General features: G+C 70.3%; 12 protein-coding genes and 1 rRNA gene. 10 read left to right on the top strand and 3 right to left on the bottom strand.

Annotated features, from left to right (window positions below; all coding sequences use genetic code 11):
- Window positions 1-125 (bottom strand): 16S ribosomal RNA (locus ACLJPY_RS43930); the annotation flags it as partial.
- A gap of 453 nt (window positions 126-578) precedes the next feature.
- On the opposite strand from ACLJPY_RS43930, the gene ACLJPY_RS43925 reads away from it, so the two are divergent.
- Window positions 579-1,370 (top strand): alpha/beta fold hydrolase, encoded by a 792-nt coding sequence (locus tag ACLJPY_RS43925; protein ID WP_410596914.1) that lies wholly within the window; start codon window positions 579-581, stop codon window positions 1,368-1,370.
- Entirely contained in the window at window positions 1,367-2,125 is a 759-nt protein-coding gene (locus ACLJPY_RS43920) for an SDR family oxidoreductase (RefSeq protein WP_410596913.1), read from the top strand. The genes ACLJPY_RS43925 and ACLJPY_RS43920 overlap by 4 nt, the downstream gene beginning before the upstream one ends.
- On the opposite strand, the gene ACLJPY_RS43915 is transcribed toward ACLJPY_RS43920, so the two are convergent.
- Entirely contained in the window at window positions 2,110-3,657 is a 1,548-nt protein-coding gene (locus tag ACLJPY_RS43915; protein ID WP_410596921.1) for a transposase, read from the bottom strand. The genes ACLJPY_RS43920 and ACLJPY_RS43915 overlap by 16 nt on opposite strands.
- 153 nt (window positions 3,658-3,810) lie before the next feature.
- On the opposite strand from ACLJPY_RS43915, the gene ACLJPY_RS43910 reads away from it, so the two are divergent.
- The 5 genes from ACLJPY_RS43910 (at window position 3,811) to ACLJPY_RS43890 (ending at window position 10,499) form a co-directional block, all read left to right on the top strand.
- The gene (locus ACLJPY_RS43910) at window positions 3,811-6,408 is read left to right on the top strand and encodes a bifunctional FO biosynthesis protein CofGH (protein ID WP_410596912.1); all 2,598 of its coding nucleotides are present in this window, start codon (window positions 3,811-3,813) and stop codon (window positions 6,406-6,408) included.
- 45 nt (window positions 6,409-6,453) lie between these two features.
- A complete protein-coding gene (locus tag ACLJPY_RS43905; protein ID WP_410596911.1) occupies window positions 6,454-6,978 on the top strand; it encodes a DUF4232 domain-containing protein in 525 nt (174 codons plus the stop codon).
- A gap of 90 nt (window positions 6,979-7,068) precedes the next feature.
- Window positions 7,069-7,923, top strand: a complete 855-nt coding sequence (locus ACLJPY_RS43900) for an arpA protein (protein WP_410596910.1) — start codon at window positions 7,069-7,071, stop codon at window positions 7,921-7,923.
- 30 nt (window positions 7,924-7,953) lie between these two features.
- Complete coding sequence (locus ACLJPY_RS43895; protein WP_410596909.1) at window positions 7,954-8,763, top strand: class I SAM-dependent methyltransferase; 810 nt, start codon at window positions 7,954-7,956, stop codon at window positions 8,761-8,763.
- Entirely contained in the window at window positions 8,760-10,499 is a 1,740-nt protein-coding gene (locus ACLJPY_RS43890) for a choline/carnitine O-acyltransferase (RefSeq protein ID WP_410596908.1), read from the top strand. Before ACLJPY_RS43895 ends, ACLJPY_RS43890 begins: the two co-directional genes overlap by 4 nt.
- Before the next feature lie 104 nt (window positions 10,500-10,603).
- On the opposite strand, the gene ACLJPY_RS43885 is transcribed toward ACLJPY_RS43890, so the two are convergent.
- A complete protein-coding gene (locus ACLJPY_RS43885) occupies window positions 10,604-11,386 on the bottom strand; it encodes a class I SAM-dependent methyltransferase (RefSeq protein WP_410596907.1) in 783 nt (260 codons plus the stop codon).
- Between the two features lie 198 nt (window positions 11,387-11,584).
- On the opposite strand from ACLJPY_RS43885, the gene ACLJPY_RS43880 reads away from it, so the two are divergent.
- From ACLJPY_RS43880 to ACLJPY_RS43870, 3 genes are all read left to right on the top strand, one after another.
- On the top strand, window positions 11,585-13,843 hold the full coding sequence (locus ACLJPY_RS43880; protein WP_410596906.1) for a discoidin domain-containing protein: 2,259 nt from the start codon (window positions 11,585-11,587) through the stop codon (window positions 13,841-13,843).
- Between the two features lie 6 nt (window positions 13,844-13,849).
- Window positions 13,850-16,036: a discoidin domain-containing protein gene (locus tag ACLJPY_RS43875; RefSeq protein WP_410596905.1), complete on the top strand. Its 2,187-nt coding sequence runs from the start codon at window positions 13,850-13,852 to the stop codon at window positions 16,034-16,036.
- 87 nt (window positions 16,037-16,123) lie between these two features.
- Window positions 16,124-17,131 (top strand): LacI family DNA-binding transcriptional regulator, encoded by a 1,008-nt coding sequence (locus ACLJPY_RS43870; protein WP_410596904.1) that lies wholly within the window; start codon window positions 16,124-16,126, stop codon window positions 17,129-17,131.
- The last annotated feature ends 369 nt before the right edge of the window (window positions 17,132-17,500 follow it).

Genomic DNA, 17,500 nt, shown 5'->3' with positions numbered 1-17,500 from the left:
CAGATTACCCACGTGTTACTCACCCGTTCGCCACTCATCACCACCGAAATGGATCAGCGTTCGACTTGCATGTGTTAAGCACGCCGCCAGCGTTCGTCCTGAGCCAGGATCAAACTCTCCAACAATGAACAGTTTAATCGAGGCAATTTAATGCTCTCAAAGGAACCTCATACGAGGTTTCAATACATAAGCTCTACTGGCTTAGTTCACTAGCACACTGTTGAGTTCTCAAGCAACACACCCCGAACCCGCCGCGATCAAGCGGCCCGCTCGAAGCGAGTCATTCCTAGCAGTTTTGGTGGGACACCCACTCAATCGCGATCCGCGAGAGCTTGGTTCGTGTCCCCGCCGCTCGGTTTCCCTGGCGACTTGGAGAACTTTACATGCCCCGAAAGGGCCCGAAACAGGGGGGTCCCTTAACAAGATCGGCGCAGGTCAGACCCCGTGACGAAGCCCGTCCAAGGCCCAGTCTGCCCCCAACCGGCCCGGAGCGCCACCGAAAGACGACCGGAAGAACATTGCTCCGACTACATTGCACCGTATTGCTCCGACACAAAGCTCCGCCTAGCGTCGGCGGCATGAACCTCGCTCACGACGACCTCGGGAGCGGCCGCCCGGTCCTGCTGGTCCACGGCCACCCCTTCGACCGCTCGATGTGGCGGCCCCAGGCCGAGCACCTCGCCCGAAGCGGCTACCGGGTCATCACCCCCGACCTCCGCGGCTACGGCGAGTCGCCCACCCAAGACGAGAAGACCGGCCTCGACGTCTTCGCGCAGGACCTCGTCGACCTGGCCGACCGCCTCGAACTGGACACCTTCGTCCTCGGCGGCCTCTCCATGGGCGGCCAGATCGTCATGCAGCTGGTGCAGAAGCACCCCGGTCGCGTCGAAGCCCTCCTCCTCGCGGACACCTTCGCGGGCCTCGACACCACGGAGGCCAAGCAGGCCCGCTACGACACGGCGGACCGCATCACCGCGGAAGGCATGGAGCGCTACGCCGAGGAGCTCCTCCCGAAGATGATCTCGAAGCAGACCCGCGCGACCAGGCCGGACGTCGAGGCCCACGTCCGCCGGATGATGCGCAACGCCCCTGCAGGAGGAGCCGCCGCCGCGCTGAGGGGACGTGCCGAGCGCCCCGACTACACCGGCACCCTGAAGAACGTCGAAGTCCCCACCCTGGTCGTCGTGGGCCGTGAGGACGAGTTCACCCCGGTCAGCGACGCCGAGCTCATCCACCGGGAAGTCGCGGCTTCGACCCTGGTGGTGATCGAAGGTGCGGGCCACCTGCCTAACCTGGAGCGCGAGACGGAGTTCAACGAGGCACTCAGCACCTTCCTGACGACGAGCAAGAGCAGCGGAGCGACCCCATGACCCAGCAGACCGTGTTCGTGACCGGCGCGAGCGCCGGCTTCGGTGACGCCATCGCGCGCCGGTTCGCCGCCGAGGGCGCCCGCGTGATCGCCGTCGCCCGCAGCGAGGACAAGCTCGAGAAGCTCGCCGGCGAGCTCGGCGACGCCGTCCTCCCGGTGAAACTCGACGTCAGCGACGCCGAAGCGGTCAAGACCACCATCGAGAACCTCCCGCCGGAGTGGAACCAGGTCGACGTCCTGGTCAACAACGCCGGCCTGGCCAAGGGCCTCGAGCCCGCGCAGAAGGCCGACCTCGACGACTGGGACGAGATGATCGCGACCAACGTCCGCGGCCTCGCGCACGTCACGCGCGCGCTGCTGCCGGGCATGGTCGAGCGCGGCCGCGGGCACGTCATCAACATCGGCTCGATCGCCGGCACCTACCCCTACCCCGGCGGCAACGTCTACGGCGCGACCAAGGCGTTCGTCCACCAGTTCAGCCTCAACCTCCGCAGCGACCTGCACGGCACCGGCGTCCGGGTCACGAACATCGAGCCCGGCATGGTCGGCGGCACGGACTTCTCGAAGGTCCGCTTCGCGGGCGACGAGGCGAAGGCCGACAAGGTGTACGAAGGCACGACCCCGCTGACGGCCGAGGACGTCGCCGAGTCCGTCCTTTGGGCCGCGAACCAGCCGAAGCACGTGAACATCAACGTCATCGAGCTGATGCCGGTGGTCCAGAGCTTCTCGGCGCTGCAGATCTACCGCGAGAGCTGAAACAGCGAAAGCAGCGCCTGCTGACCCGGCTCCGGCGAGGTCAGCAGGCGCTTGGTCCGCGGCCGCCCGCCGGTGGACGGGTAGCGCAGCACCAGCTCGCCGATGCCCGCCAGCTGGTCCAGCAGCTCCCGCACCGACAGGTTCATCCCCGCGCGGTCGGCCTCGCGCCGCATCAGGTGGGTCACCGTCGCCGCGAGCACCGAGACCAGGCCGTGCGCGGCGATCCGCTGCCGCGTCCACTCCCAGCGCGGGGTCGGGCCGGTGACGGCGGGCCCGGTCAGCCAGCGGAACGTCGATTCGAGGTGGGTGCGGGCCCGGTAGGCGGTCACCACCTCGGCGACCGGCCAGTCCCGGTCGGTGACCAGCACCTGCTTGCCGAAGAACTCTTCGTCCAGCCGGGCCAGCGCGAGCGCGTCGATCCGCCGTTCCACCCGGATCTCCCCGGGACGGTTCCCGCTCAGGACCGCGGTGAGCACGCGCTCGATGCGCCGGCCGCGCGTCACCCGGCCGATCTCGGCGTGCACCTGGGCGCGGTCGCCGCGGTGGGTGCCCGCGGCCAGTGCCTCCGCGAGGCCGTCGAGCTCGCGGGTCGCGGTGGCCAGCTCGTCGGCGAACGCGCGGGACTGCGCCGCGTGCAGCGTCGCCGAGTGGGTCAGGATCACCCGCCGCCGGACGCCGTCCACGACGGCGTGCGTGTCCAGCGCCGTCAGCCCGGCGAACCGCTCGGGGTCGACGCGCCGGCGCGCGGACGCGGGCTGGGTCAGCAGCTCGGGGTGGTCGGTCAGCGGCAGGGACCCGACGAACCCGCTGCGTGAGCCCAGATCGAGCTGGGCCGCCTGGCCGGAGTGGAACACGAGGGTCGCCGGCCCCAGCTCCGCCATGAGCGAGGCGAACGTCGGCGCGGTGCCGTCGTCACGCCGGTAGAGCCGCGACGCCAGCGGGATGGCGCCGTCGCGGGTCACCCGCAGGCCGGCCCCGGCGAGCACGCCCTGGCACGCCGACGGCAGCGTGCAGTCGGCGGGGGCGAACGCGGCGAACTGCGGGACGTCGACGGCGAGCGCCGCGTGGTCGTCGAGCACCGCCAGCACGGCGGCCGCGACCGTCTCCTCGATGCCTTCGATGCGCTCCGGCGTCAACCGTTCCAGGGCCCGCCAAAGACCATCCACAGTGGACAGCCGGGGCCGGATCAGCTCCGCGGCCGCGGAGCCCGCCCACCACGACCCGATCGGGGTTTCCGGAGCGGTCGCGCGGTGCAGCACCGCGACGGCGAGGGTCAGCCCCAGCGACGGCTTCGCGCGCACGACGTCGTCGACGCGGGCGACGAAATCCAGCCGGGAGAGCGTCGCCCACACCGCGGCGACGTCGCCGTACGTCCGGTACGACGCCGACTCGGGCTCGCCGCCCGGGACGGCCCGGGCGATTTCGTCGGCCGTGCCGAGGTAACGCTGGGTGACCACCCGCGGCTTGCCGTCCACCCGGGCGGACTCCGCGAGGTAGTAGTAGGTCCGTCCGCCGATCTTCTTGCCGACCACCGATGCCACCCTTTAGGTAATACACGTCGACGAGCTGATCGACAACCACGGGACCCCGCTCACCTGCGAAGATCGCGGAGAGAACCGATCGGGTGAACCGAGTGCCGAACACACCCTGGCTGGTCTCGCGAGGACAGTCCTAGCGTTGGCGGAATGGGACCCGAACCCGACGCCACCGCCCCGACCGCCTCCGCGATGCGCCGCGCGCTCGCCCGGGCGCGTGACGGGAAGACACTCGACGTAGCCGAAGCGAGCGTCCTGCTGCACGCCCGCGGTGACGACCTCACCAAGCTGTCCGAGTACGCCTCCCGCATCCGGGACGCGGGCCTGGCCGAAGCCGGGCGCGCCGGCGTCATCACCTACAGCCGCAAGGTGTTCATCCCGCTGACCCGCCTGTGCCGCGACCGCTGCGGCTACTGCACGTTCGTCACCGTGCCGGGCCGGCTCGAATCGCCGTTCCTGTCCCCGGACGAGGTCCTCGACATCGCCCGCAAGGGTGCCGAGATGGGCTGCAAGGAGGCCCTCTTCACGCTCGGCGACCGGCCCGAGGACCGCTGGAAGGCCGCCCGCGAGTGGCTGGACGCGCACGGCTACGACGACACGCTCTCCTACGTCCGCGCGATGGCCATCCGCGTCCTGGAGGAGACCGGCCTGCTGCCGCACCTCAACCCGGGCGTGCTGACCTGGCAGGACTTCCAGCGGCTGAAGCCGGTCGCGCCGTCGATGGGCATGATGCTGGAGACGACCGCGACCCGGCTGTGGAGCGAGAAGGGCGGCCCGCACTACGGCTCGCCGGACAAGGATCCGGCGGTCCGGTTGCGGGTGCTCGAAGACGCCGGTCGCAGCAGCGTCCCGTTCACCACCGGTGTCCTGATCGGCATCGGGGAGACGTTCGAGGAGCGCGCGGACGCGCTGTTCGAGATCCGCAAGGTCGCCAAGACCTACGGCGGCATCCAGGAAGTCATCGTGCAGAACTTCCGGGCCAAGCCGGACACGAAGATGCGTGCGACCCCGGACGCCGACCTCGAAGAGCTCGCCGCGAACATCGCCGTCGCGCGGCTGGTGCTCGGCCCGAAGATGCGCATCCAGGCGCCGCCGAACCTGATCGGCAACCAGTACGACCTGATGATCCGCGCCGGCATCGACGACTGGGGCGGCGTCTCACCGCTGACCCCGGACCACGTCAACCCGGAACGCGCGTGGCCGCAGATCGACGAGCTCGCCCGCCGCACCGAGAAGGCCGGGTTCGAGCTCAAGGAGCGGCTGACGATCTACCCCGAGTACGTCAAGGCCGGCGAGCCGTGGCTGGACCCGCGGATCACGCGGCACGTCGCCGCGCTCGTCGACTACGACACGGGCATGGCCCGCGAAGGCGCGATGCCGGTCGGCATCCCGTGGCAGGAACCGGACGGCGGCTGGCAGGAGTCCGGGCGCACCGAGCTGCACACCGAGATCGACACCAGCGGCCGCACCGAGGACCGCCGCAGCGACTTCGACTCCGTGTACGGCGACTGGAAGGAAATCGGCGACCGGATCAAGACCGGGCCGGCCAAGTTCGACACGGACATCCTGGAAGCGTTGCGCAGCGCGGAAACGGACCCCGCCGGGCTGTCCGACGACGCCGCGCTCGCGCTGCTGCACGCCGACGGCCGCGAACTCGACGCGTTCACCCGGATCGCCGACGACCTGCGGCGCGAGACGGTCGGTGACGACGTCACGTTCGTCGTCACCCGGAACATCAACTTCACCAACGTCTGCTACACGGGTTGCCGCTTCTGCGCCTTCGCGCAGCGTCGCACCGACGCCGACGCGTACACGCTCTCGCTGGAGCAGGTCGGCGACCGCGTCGACGAGGCGTGGGCCGCGGGCGCGACCGAGATCTGCATGCAGGGCGGCATCCACCCGGACCTGCCGGGCACCGCGTACTTCGACCTCGCGGCCGAGGTCAAGCGGCGGCAGCCGGAGATCCACCTGCACTCCTACAGCCCGATGGAGGTCGTGAACGGCGCTTCGCGGACGAACCTGTCGCTTCGCGATTGGCTCATCAAGGCGAAAGAGGCCGGTGTGGACTCGCTGCCGGGCACGGCGGCGGAGATCCTCGACGACGACGTCCGCTGGGTGCTCACCAAGGGCAAGCTGCCGACGTCGGAGTGGATCAAGGTCGTCACGACCGCGCACGAGGTCGGCCTGCCGACGACGTCCACGATGATGTACGGCCACGTCGACACGCCGGCGCACTGGGTCGCGCACCTCAAGCTGCTGGCCCGGCTGCAGCGCGAAGGCCTCGAGAAGCACGGGCGACGCGGGTTCACCGAGTTCGTCCTGCTGCCGTTCATCCACCAGAGCGCGCCGATCTACCTGGCCGGCCTCGCCCGCCCGGGCACCACGCTGCGCGAGAACCGCGCGGTGCACGCGCTGGCCCGGCTGCTGCTGCACGGCATGATCGACAACATCCAGAGCTCCTGGGTGAAGCTCGGCGAAGAGGGCAGCCGCGCGGTGCTGCAGGGCGGCGTCAACGACATCGGCGGGACGCTGATGGAGGAGACGATCAGCCGGATGGCCGGTGCGTCCAACGGGTCGTACAAGACGATCAGCGACATGCGGGCGATGGTCGAGCCGCTGGGCCGTCCGCTGGTCCAGCGCACGACCGGTTACGGCAGGCCGTCGGCCGAGCGGCTCGCCGCCGCGGAGGCGTCCGACGGTGTCGCGACGGCCGTCCGCAAGCCGCTGCTGCCGCTGCTGACCCCGTGAGGTGGTGGCGGGCGCCTTCCGGGGCGCCCGCTACCCTTCCGCCGCATGGGGGTTTCGCGCTTCGCACCACTTCTCGTCGTAGCCCTTCTCGCGGGTTGCGGTACTACGCCGCCACCACCCGCTCCGACGCCACCACCGAGCCCGACGTACGCGCCGCCGCCCCCGAGCGGTCTGTCGCTTTCGGTCGGTCCGGTCGAGGCCGGGCTCGGGCACCGCGCCAGCGTGCTGACGCTGACCAACCGGGACACCGTGCCGCGCAAGGTCACCGGCTACCCGGACGTCAAGATCCTGGCCGGCGACGGCACCCCGCTCGACGTCAAGGTGCTCCACCAGACGTCCTACTTCGCGCCCGATCCGGGCCCGCAGGACCTGACGCTCCAGCCGGGTGAGAAGGCGCTGTCGGTGCTCGCCTGGTCGGCCACGGTCACCAGCGGTGACAAGCACACCGGCGCCGCGGTTTCGGTGGTCCCGATCCCCGGCGAGCCCGCGCAGAAGCAGCCGCTGGAGACGGATCTGGGCACCACCGGCACCGTCGAGCTCAGCGCCTGGGCCAGCAGGATCGGCCGTTGACGACCGTGTGTCACCGCTCACAAACCCACGGTTGACCAGCGGGCTTCTGTGCTAACTCTGTTCCTTCACCCGCCGGAAGGGACCTCGACGATGAGCACCTCCGTAGCGCCACTGGAAATGGTCGACACCGACCGCTACCCGCTCACCGATCCGGGCAGCCCGGCCTGGCGCGAGACCGTGGGCCGCACCCGCGCCGAGCTCGCCGACGCCGGCTGCAGCGTCCTCACCGACTTCATCCGTCCCGGACTCCACGACCTCCTCCGCGAGGAATGCGCCGCGCTCGAACCGCACGCGTACACGAAGATCGAGAAGGTCAACGCCTACAACACCGCCCTCGACGAGCCGCTGCCCGAAGACCACCCCGGCCGGACGATCATGGAACGCGGCAACGCTTTCGTCGCCCGCGACCGCATCCCGCCGTCGTCGATCATCAGCCGGCTCTACACCAGCCCGGTGTTCCGCCGGTTCGTCGCGGACTGCTTCGGGCTGCCGGAACTGCACGAACTCGCCGACCCGCTGTCCGGGCTGACGCTCAACGTGATCGCGCCCGGCCGCGCGCACCCGTGGCACTTCGACACGAACACCCACACCGTCAGCATGCTCACCCAGGCTGCCGACGACGGCGGCACCTTCGAGTACTGCCCGGGCATCCGGTCCGCCGCGGACGAGAACTTCCCCGCCGTGCGCTCGGTGCTGGCCGGCGACACCGGGCTCGTCCGGCGCCTCGACCTGCGGCCCGGTGATCTCCAGCTGTTCAAAGGGCGCTTCGCGCTGCACCGGGTCAGCACCGTGGCGGGCGCGATCGCGCGGCATTCCGCGATCTTCGCCTACAGCGAGCGGCCGGGGGTCATCGGCAGCGCGGAGCGCACCCGGCAGCTGTTCGGCCGCGTCCTGCCCGCGCACCTCGCGGAGCGCACCGCCCGCGGCGACGAACTGCTCGACTAGATCACTCGACCAGATCAGGGAGCGTGGCCCATGCCTTTCGACTCCACCGGCAAGATCTCGTTCGACCACATCTACACCGCACCCGACCCGCGGCCGTTCTTCGGCACGTTGAAGCGCGTCGGCTACCACATTCCCCAGCTGGCGAAGCCGTACTTCGCGGAGCTGATCGCGGCGCACCCCGCCGAGCGGCCGACCGTGCTCGACGTCGGCTGCTCGTACGGCGTCAACGCGGCCCTGCAGCGCTGCGAAGCGACGATGGACGACCTCTACGCCCACTACACCGCCCCGGCCGTGCGCGCGCTGGACCACGCGGCGCTGGTCGAGGCGGACCGCAAGCGCGTCCACCCCGGCGGGCCGCGGTTCTACGGCCTGGACAGCTCGGCCCCGGCGCTCGAGTACGCGCTTTCGGCGGGCTTCCTCGACGAGGCCATCCACACCGACCTCGAACGCGACGACCCGGACAGCACCCAGCAGAAGCTCTTGGACGACGTCGACCTCGTCGTCTCGACCGGCTGCGTCGGGTACGTCACCGAGAAGACGCTCACCCGGGTCGCCCGCGGCTCGCGGCCGTGGATGGCGCACTTCGTGCTGCGGATGTTCTCCTACGAACCGATCGCCGAAAGCCTCGCGGAGCTGGGGTACGAGACCACGGGCGTCGGTGGGGTCTTCCGGCAGCGGCAGTTCGCCTCCGCCGAGGAGCAGACGCAGATCGTGGACACGCTGAGCGCGGCCGGCGTCGACCCCACCGGGCTGGAGTCCGACGGGTGGCTCTACGCGCAGCTGTATGTTTCCCGTCCTGAAGGCTCGGCCCCAGTCGCATTCCCCGACGAAGAAGGATGACCGTGAGCAGTCCGGAATGGTCCACCCGCACGTTCGGCAACGAGGACCGGCTCCCCCGAGTCCCGCTTCCCACCCTGGAGGACAGCGGCCGCCGGTTCCTCGAGTGGTGCGCCCCGCTGCTGACGCCGGACGAGCTGGCCGAGACCGAGGCGGCCGTCGCGGAGTTCCTCGCGGGTCCCGGGCCGGAGCTGCAGGCGCGGCTCGAGGAGTACGACCGCTCGCCCGGCGTGCGCAGCTGGCTCGACACGTTCTGGCCGTACCGCTACCTCGGCCGCCGCGACCGGATCGCGCTCAACGCCAACTTCTTCTTCCTGTTCTCCGAGTCCCCGCTCGGTCAGGTGGAGCGCGCGGCCGAGCTGACCGCGGCCGCCGTGGACTACAAGCTGAAGCTCGACGGCGAACTCGTGCCGCCGGTGCTGCTGCGCGGCACGCCGCAGTCGATGGTGCAGCACAAGTTCCTGTTCTCGGCGACGCGCATCCCGGGCGAGGTGCTGGACACCGCGCGCACGCGGTTCCCGTCGCCCGAGCGGCACATCGTGGTGTTCTCGAAGGGGACGCCGTTCCGGCTGGACGTCCTCGCCGCTGACGGCCGCCCGTATCCGCCGGCCCAGCTGGGCGAGGCGCTGCGGGCGATCCTCAAGGACGACCACCGCACCGACGTCCCGGCCGGGCCCTTCACCACGAAGGCCCGCGCCGAGTGGGCGGCTTCGCGGGCCGCGCTGCTCGAAGCCGGGAACGCCGACGCGCTCGAAGCCATCGAAACCGCGTTGTTCTGCCTGTGCCTGGACGACTTCACGCCGTCGAACGCCCTGGAGGCGGGTGACCGGCTGCTGTACGGCGACAACCGCTGGTACGACAAGGCCGTGTCGCTCATCGTGTTCGAGGACGGCACCGCGGGGATCAACGTCGAGCACTGCGAACTCGACGGCACCACGATCCTCGGCTTCACCGACGCCCTGCTGAGCGGCTCGCGCGAGCCGCGGGAGACCACCGACGGCGTGCCGGGCTTCGAGGCGATCGAGTTCACGCTGACCGACGAACTCCGCGAAGACGCTCTCGCCGCCGCAGCGGCGTACCGGGCGTACGCGGAGGCGACCGCGACGCAGACGGTGTCGTTCGACTTCGGCGCGAACCGGGCGAAGGAGCTCGGGATGTCCCCGGACGCCTTCGCGCAGATGGCGTACCAGCTGGCCCACCGGCGCGCGAAGGGCCTGACCGGCGCGACGTACGAGTCGATCGCCACCCGGCAGTTCCGGAACGGCCGGACCGAGGCCATGCGGGTCGTCACGCCCGAGGTCGTGCGGTTCGCCGACGTCCTGACCTCTTCGAGCGCTTCCGCGGACGAGAAGCGCGAAGCGTTCCGCGCGGCCGCGGCGAAGCACGTGGCCCGGGCGAAGGAGTGCCAGGCCGGCGACGCGCCGGAGCAGCACCTGTGGGAGCTGCAGCTGATCGGGAAACGCCGTGGCGACGCGGAAACCCCGGCGCTGTACTCCGCACCGGGCTGGCTGAAGCTGCGCGACGACTACCTCAGCACGAGCTCGGCGCCGTCGGTCAACATCCAGTACTTCGGCTTCGGCTCGACCAGCCCGCAGTGCATCGGCATCGCGTACGTGCTGCTGCCGGACCGCTGGAACATCTACCTGAGCACGCCGAAGCACGTCTCGGCGGAGATGTACCGCTTCGCCGACGAACTCGCTGTCGCCGTGCAGGAGCTGCAGGAGCTGCTGGCCGGGTAGTGCCGCGCGTCCCAGGTGCGCTGACGCTCACCGAGCCGGGCGCGGTGCGGGTCCGAGCCGGGCCGCTGCCAACTAACCGCTACGCCGAACGAGCCGCTCCCTGGTCACGCCGTGGGGTTCGAGACGACGAGCACCAGTGAGCCGTCGAAGGTCGGCTGCTCGCGGAGCCTGCCGTAGCGGCGTTCCCACGTGCCGTCGTCGAGGTCGTGCTGGAGTTCCGCGGCGAAGCGGTGGTGCACGCGGTCGTCGACGAAGCTCCACGCCGAGCACGACAGCCTCGCGCCCGGGTCCAGCAGGCGTTCGGGGCGGGCGTAGTAGGCCTCGTTGAAGCCGTCGGTGCAGTCGATCGGGATCGGCACGCCGATGACTTCGGTGTGGCCGCCGAGCCCGTCGGCGATGTCGTCGACCGACGGGAAGCGGCGGGCCTCGGTTTCGATCACCTCCGGCGCGTAGTCCAGCAGCCAGAAGCGGCGCAGCCGGTCCGGGTCGCACGTGAGGACGGCGATCGGGCCACGGGTGACGCGGCGCAGCTCCTCCAGCCCGGTCCACAGGTCGTTCCACTGGTGGACGCTGAACGTGCTCATCGCGCCCTCGAACGCCCGGTCGCCGAACGGCAGCTTCTCGGCGACCGCGTCGACGGCGGGCGACAGGCCCGCCGGACGTTGCGCCCGCATCGACGCCGACGGCTCGACCGCCGTCACTTCGCGGTCTTCGGGCTCGTACGCGCCGGCGCCCGCGCCGACGTTCAGCACGGTTCGCGCGTCACCCAGTGCGTCGAGGATGTACTGCCCGATGCGGGGATCCGGCTTGCGGTAGTCGGTGTAGACCCCGCCGATCGCGCCGTAGTCGGCGTCCCCGGCGCTGCCGTCCGCGCGTCGCTGGCTCATCCCTGGAAAATATCAGCGCGGGCCACCGGCGACGGCGTTGCTCCGCCGGGCGTAAGCGAACGCCGGGCATCCGGGCCAGTCGTCAATTCCTGTCGCAAACTTGCGTAAGTTCGTCCAAGTATTGCGATTTCCTGTCCGCGATTCGTATGATCCGGATCACAGAGGTCCCCACCTGCTGCGGAAAGGCCAGTGCCGTCCATGTCTCCCAGCTCTGTGTTCAGCGCGCCCAAAATCCGTTACGGCGCCTCAGCGGTCGCCGTCATCGCCGCCGCCGGGCTCACCATCGCCGCCGGCCCGGCCGCGAATTCCGCGGTCGCCGCGAGCCGCGGCGCTTCCGTGCCCTTCCTCGAACAAGAAGCCGAAAACGCCGCGACGAACGGTTCGGTCATCGGCCCGAACCGCGCCGCGGGCACCCTCGCCGGCGAAGCGTCCGGCCGGAAGGCGGTGACGCTGTCCGGCCAAGGCCAGTACGTCGAGTTCACGCTCACCGCGCCGGCGAACTCGATCGACTTCCGGTACAGCGTCCCGGATTCGGTCAACGGGACGATTTCCCTGTACGTCGGCGGTGCGCACAACCGGGACATCGCCCTGACGTCGAAGTGGGCCTGGTACTACGGCTCGTACCCGTTCACCAACAACCCCGGCGACGGGCACGCGCACCACTTCTACGACGAGACCCGCGCCCTGCTCGGCACGTCCTACCCGGCGGGCACGAAGATCAAGCTGCAGGTCGACGCGGGCGACGTCACACCGGTCACCGTCGACCTCGCCGACTTCGAGCAGGTCGGCGCGGCCGCCACGCGACCCGCGAACTCGGTGTCCGTCACCGACTACGGCGCCACCGCGAACGACACGACCGACGACGCGGGCGCGTTCGACGCCGCCGTGGCCGCGGCTCGCAGCCAGGGCAAGGAGGTCTGGATCCCCGCCGGGACGTTCACCCTCGGCCACCACATCACCGTCGACCAGGTGACGATCCGCGGCGCCGGGCCCTGGTACTCGGTGCTGACCGGGCCGCGGGCCGGGATCTTCGGCAAGGGCGAGCCCGCGAGCTGCGGGACGTCGACGTACCCCGGCAACCCGGCCGTGCCCGGCACGAGCAGCGCGGTGAAGCTCTACGACTTCGCGATCATCGGCCAGGTCGACGCCCGCGTCGACTGCGACCAGTCCAACGCCATCGGCGGCGCGCTCGGCGGCGGCTCGGTCGTGCAGAACCTGTGGCTGCAGCACACGAAGGTCGGGCTGTGGCTCGACGGGCCGTTCGACGGGCTCACCGTGTCCGGCAACCGGATCCTCGACCAGACCGCCGACGGGCTGAACCTGCACCAGGGCATCAGCAACGTCACGGTGACGAACAACTTCCTGCGCAACACCGGCGACGACGGCCTGGCCATGTGGTCGGAGCACGACGCCGACCACCACAACACGTTCTCCTTCAACACCGTGCTGCTGCCGATCCTCGCCAACAACATCGCGGTCTACGGCGGGCACGACAACACCGTGTCCGACAACGTCGTGGCCGACAACCAGGACCAGGGCGGCGGCCTGCACATCGCGAACCGGTTCAGCGCGGTGCCGCTGTCGGGCACCACGACGGTGGCGCGCAACACCGCGATCCGGACCGGCGTGCTCGACTCGAACTGGCAGTTCGGCGTCGGCGCCCTCTGGTTCGACGGCCGCGACTCGGCCATCACCGGCCGCATCGACGTCACGGACAACGACCTGGTGGACAACAACTACGAGGCCATCCAGTTCATCGACAGCGCCACCACGGACGTGCACTTCGACGGCGTCCGGATCACCGGCGCGGGCACCTTCGCCTGGCAGATCCAGGCGAAGCCGACGGGGTCGGTGAAGAACGTCGTCGCGACCGGCGTCGGCCGCGCGGGTGTCTACAACTGCATGGGCCCGGACGCGATGACCGGCCTCGCCGACCAGGGCGGCAACTCCGGCTGGACGACGACGTACTGCGGCTCGTGGCCGTCGCCGGTCTACGGCTCCGACAACGGCGGCACGACGACCACCACCCCGCCCCCGCCGACCACCACGACCACGACTCCGCCGTCCGGGAACCTGGCGCTGCACAAGGCGGTCAGCGCGTCCGGCTCGCAGGGTGGTTTCCCGCCGGGCAACGCCGTCGACGGCGACGCGAACTCCTACTGGGAGAGCACGAACAACGCGTTCCCGCAGTCGCTGACCGTGGACTTCGGCAGCACGGTCACCGTCTCGAGGCTGGTGCTGAAGCTGCCGCCGTCCTCGGCGTGGGGCACCCGCACCCAGACGATCTCGGTCGACGGCGTCAAGGCCGCGGCCGGCTACACGTTCAACCCCGCGTCCGGCAACACCGCGACCGTCACCTTCCCTGCGACGTCGGCGCGCACGCTGCGGCTCACCTTCACCGGCAACACCGGCTGGCCCGCCGGGCAGCTGTCCGAACTCGAAGCCTATTCCTCCTGAGAGGTGATGACGATGTCCCGCATCCCGGCTCTGCTCGCCGCCGCGCTCGCGGCGTCCGGCCTGACCGTGCTGGCCGGCGCCGGCCCGGCCGCCGCGGCGACCTGCCCCACGACCGCGTCCGGCGGGGCGAGCGTGCCCTTCCGGACCGTCGAGGCCGAGTGCTCGGCCACCAACGGCTCGGCCGTCGGCCCCGACTACACCCAGGCCTCGATCGCCTCGGAAGCGTCCGGACGCCAGGCCGTGCGGATCACGACCGGCCAGTACGTCGAGTTCACGCTGCCCGCGGCGGCGAACTCGATCAACGTCCACTACAACCTGCCGGACGGCTCGTCGGGCCGGCTTTCGGTGTACGTCAACGGCACCAAGCTCGGCAGCGGGCTCTCGGTGACGTCCCGCTATTCCTATGTGGACACCAGCTGGATCCCGGGCGCGAAGACGCACCACTTCTTCGACGACGCCCGGTTGCTGTTCGGGCAGAACGCTTCGGCGGGCGCGAAGGTGCGGGTGGCCGCCGACTCCGGTGACGTCGGCCAGGCGACCATCGACCTCGCCGACTTCGAGCAGGTCGGCGGCGCGGGCACCAAACCGGCCGCCGACCTGTCGGTGACCGACTACGGCGCCACCCCGAACGACTCCTCCGACGACTCGCAGGCCTTCCGGAACGCGCTTTCGGCGGCGCGCTCGCAGGGCAAGGAACTGTGGGTCCCGGCCGGGCGGTTCGAGATCTCCTCGGCGCTGCAGATCGACCAGACCACGGTCCGCGGCGCGGGTCAGTGGTACACCGTGCTGCACGGCAACAACATCTTCAACAACGGCAGCGCGTCCGGGAACATCAAGCTGTACGACTTCGCGGTGTTCGGCGACGTCACCGAACGCAACGACGGCAGCCCGGACAACGCGTTCCACGGTGTCCTGGGCAACGGTTCCGTGGTCAGCGGCCTGTGGATCCAGGACACGAAGTGCGGCCTGTGGCTGATGAACGGCGCGTCGTCGAACCTCGCCATCGAAAACAACCGCATCCTCGACACCCAGGCCGACGGCGTCAACTTCGACGGCGCCGTCACGAACTCGACCCTGCGCAACAACTACCTGCGCAACAACGGCGACGACGGGCTCGCGCTGTGGTCCAACGGCCAGGCCGACTCCGGCAACTCCCTGCTCAACAACACGGTGGTGCAGCCGAACCTGGCCAACGGCATCGCGCTGTACGGCGGCTCGAACAACACGGTGAGCGGCAACCTCGTCCAGGACACCAACGCACTCGGCGGCGGCTACCTGGTGGCGAACCGGTTCAGCTCGGTACCGCTGTCCGGCACGGTGACGCTGTCGAACAACACCGCGCTGCGGGCCGGGGCGCTCGACCCGAACTGGCAGTTCGGCGTCGGCGCGCTGTGGTTCGACGCGCGTGACCAGGCGATCACCGGCGTGACGATCCGCGTCACCGGGTTCACCGCGATCCAGAGCCCGTACGAGGCCATCCAGTTCATCGACGGCAACGGCGCCGGCAAGCCGATCCAGGGCATCACGATCGACGGCGTCTCGGTGCAGGGCGTCGGCACGTTCGTGGCGCAGGCCCAGACGCAGGGCTCGGTGTCGATCAGCAACCTGACCGCGTCCGGCGTCGGCGTCACCGGGACGTACAACTGCCCCTACCCGACGTCGATCCCCCGGATGGCGTTCAGCGGGTCGGGCAACAGCGGCTGGACCGGCACCTGGAGCGACTGCTCGACCTGGCCGGCGCCGAACTCGGGGCCGCCGCAGCCGCCGCAGTCCGGCACCAACCTCGCGAAGGGCAAGGCGATCAGCGCGTCGGGTTCCCAGGGCGGCTTCCCGCCGTCGAACGCCAACGACGGTGACGCGAACTCCTACTGGGAAAGCACGAACAACGCCTTCCCGCAGACGCTGACGGTGGACCTGGGCGCGGCGGCGTCGATCAACAAGGTGACGCTCAAGCTGCCGCCGTCGTCGGCGTGGGGGGCGCGCACCCAGACGGTCACGATCTCGGGCAGCACCGACGGCGGCTCGTACACGACGCTGGTGGGTTCGCGCGGTTACACGTTCGACCCGGCTTCGGGCAACACGGCGTCGGTCTCCTTCACGGCGACGTCCCAGCGTTTCGTGCGGCTGACGTTCACCGGGAACACCGGCTGGCCGGCCGGGCAGGTGTCCGAGTTCGAAGTGGCGGCTTCGTAAGCTCGGCTCTCGGCGAGCCCGTACCGGTCGTGCCGACCGGTACGGGCTTGTCATGCTTTTGCGCCCAGTTGCTGTAAAGTTTCAGCCATGACGCGTCGTCTTGCCGAAGTCGCCCGCCAGGTCGGGGTCAGCGAAGCCACGGTCAGCCGGGTGCTCAACGGCCGGTCCGGGGTGTCCGCCAGCACCCGCGCCGCCGTGCTCACCGCGCTGGACGTGATGGGCTACGAGCGCCCCACCCAGCTGCGCGGCGAGCGGGCCCGCCTGGTCGGGCTGGTGCTGCCGGAGCTGCAGAACCCGATCTTCCCGGCGCTGGCGGAGATCATGGGCAACGCCCTCGCCCAGCAGGGGTTCACGCCGGTGCTCTGCACGCGGACCGCGGGCGGGGTGTCCGAGGCGGAGTACGTCGAGCTGCTCCTGCAGCAGCAGGTGTCGGGCGTGGTGTTCGCCGGCGGGCTGTACGCGCAGGCGGACGCGGTCCACTCGCACTACCACCACCTGGTCGAGCGCCGCCTCCCGACGGTGCTGATCAACGCGGCGGTCGACCACCTCGGGCTCCCTCAGGTGTCGTGCGACGACGCGGTGGCGGTCGAGCAGGTCGTCGGGCACCTGAGCTCCCTCGGGCACGAGAAGATCGGCCTGGTCCTCGGCCCGTCGGACCACGTGCCGTCGCAGCGGAAGCTGGAGGCGTTCCGCTCGTACGCGGCAAAGCTGGGGTTGCCGGTGCTGGACGAGCTGGTGGAGCACGGGATGTTCTCGATCGAGGGCGGCCACGCGGCGGCGGCCCGCCTGTACCCCCGCGGGGCGACGGCGGTGCTGTGCGCGAGCGACCTGCTGGCCCTGGGCGCGGTCCGGGCGGCGCGCCGGCAGGGGTTGTCGGTACCGGAGGACGTTTCGGTGGTCGGCTACGACGACTCGGCGCTGATGAACTGCACCGACCCGCCGCTGACGACGACCCGCCAGCCGATCGAGGCGATGGGGCGGGCGGTCGTGGAGCTGCTGGTGAAGCGGATCAACGGCGGTGAGGTGGCGGCGGAGGAGCTGCTGTTCGCTCCGGAGCTGGTGGTCCGGGGGTCCACCGCGCGCCGGATGGCTTGAGTCTCTTCTAGCTCGAGCCACCACCCCGAAGCCTGATTGTGACTACGGACGGTGGTGCCGCGTCAAGGCGGGAAAGCGTGCCTTGACCCGGCACCACCGTCCGTGTTTTCGGCTTCGTATCGGGGTGGCGGGGAAGGTCTGGGTGGGGACGCCGGTCGTGCTTTCGCGTGCCGGTTGCGCTGGTCAGGAAGCTCGGACGTAGCGATACGACTCTGCCGGGGCATTGGCCGCCGGTGGGCGCTACGGCCCTGCCTGATGCCTTCGGCCAAGACCGGGGACCACCAGCTCCGCCGCAATTCCACCCGTCAGTCCCCCGGCGACTGCGCCCGGCAAGGGCCAGGGCGCCGCCCCAAAAACACCCCCGCCCTC

The sequence above is a fragment of the Amycolatopsis sp. lyj-23 genome (assembly GCF_046549135.1).
Lineage (GTDB): Bacteria > Actinomycetota > Actinomycetes > Mycobacteriales > Pseudonocardiaceae > Amycolatopsis.
The sequence above is the reverse complement of the archived record's forward strand: the minus strand, read 5'-3'. Positions and strand labels throughout refer to the sequence as shown.

What these genes read in the sequence shown, in the direction of transcription:
- ACLJPY_RS43925 (WP_410596914.1), top strand. Translation starts at nt 579, where the DNA reads ATGAACCTCGCTCACGACGACCTCGGGAGCGGCCGCCCGGTCCTGCTG.
- ACLJPY_RS43920 (WP_410596913.1), top strand. Translation starts at nt 1,367, where the DNA reads ATGACCCAGCAGACCGTGTTCGTGACCGGCGCGAGCGCCGGCTTCGGT.
- ACLJPY_RS43910 (WP_410596912.1), top strand. Translation starts at nt 3,811, where the DNA reads ATGGGACCCGAACCCGACGCCACCGCCCCGACCGCCTCCGCGATGCGC.
- ACLJPY_RS43905 (WP_410596911.1), top strand. Translation starts at nt 6,454, where the DNA reads ATGGGGGTTTCGCGCTTCGCACCACTTCTCGTCGTAGCCCTTCTCGCG.
- ACLJPY_RS43900 (WP_410596910.1), top strand. Translation starts at nt 7,069, where the DNA reads ATGAGCACCTCCGTAGCGCCACTGGAAATGGTCGACACCGACCGCTAC.
- ACLJPY_RS43895 (WP_410596909.1), top strand. Translation starts at nt 7,954, where the DNA reads ATGCCTTTCGACTCCACCGGCAAGATCTCGTTCGACCACATCTACACC.
- ACLJPY_RS43890 (WP_410596908.1), top strand. Translation starts at nt 8,760, where the DNA reads ATGACCGTGAGCAGTCCGGAATGGTCCACCCGCACGTTCGGCAACGAG.
- ACLJPY_RS43885 (WP_410596907.1), bottom strand. Translation starts at nt 11,386, where the DNA reads ATGAGCCAGCGACGCGCGGACGGCAGCGCCGGGGACGCCGACTACGGC.
- ACLJPY_RS43880 (WP_410596906.1), top strand. Translation starts at nt 11,585, where the DNA reads ATGTCTCCCAGCTCTGTGTTCAGCGCGCCCAAAATCCGTTACGGCGCC.
- ACLJPY_RS43875 (WP_410596905.1), top strand. Translation starts at nt 13,850, where the DNA reads ATGACGATGTCCCGCATCCCGGCTCTGCTCGCCGCCGCGCTCGCGGCG.
- ACLJPY_RS43870 (WP_410596904.1), top strand. Translation starts at nt 16,124, where the DNA reads ATGACGCGTCGTCTTGCCGAAGTCGCCCGCCAGGTCGGGGTCAGCGAA.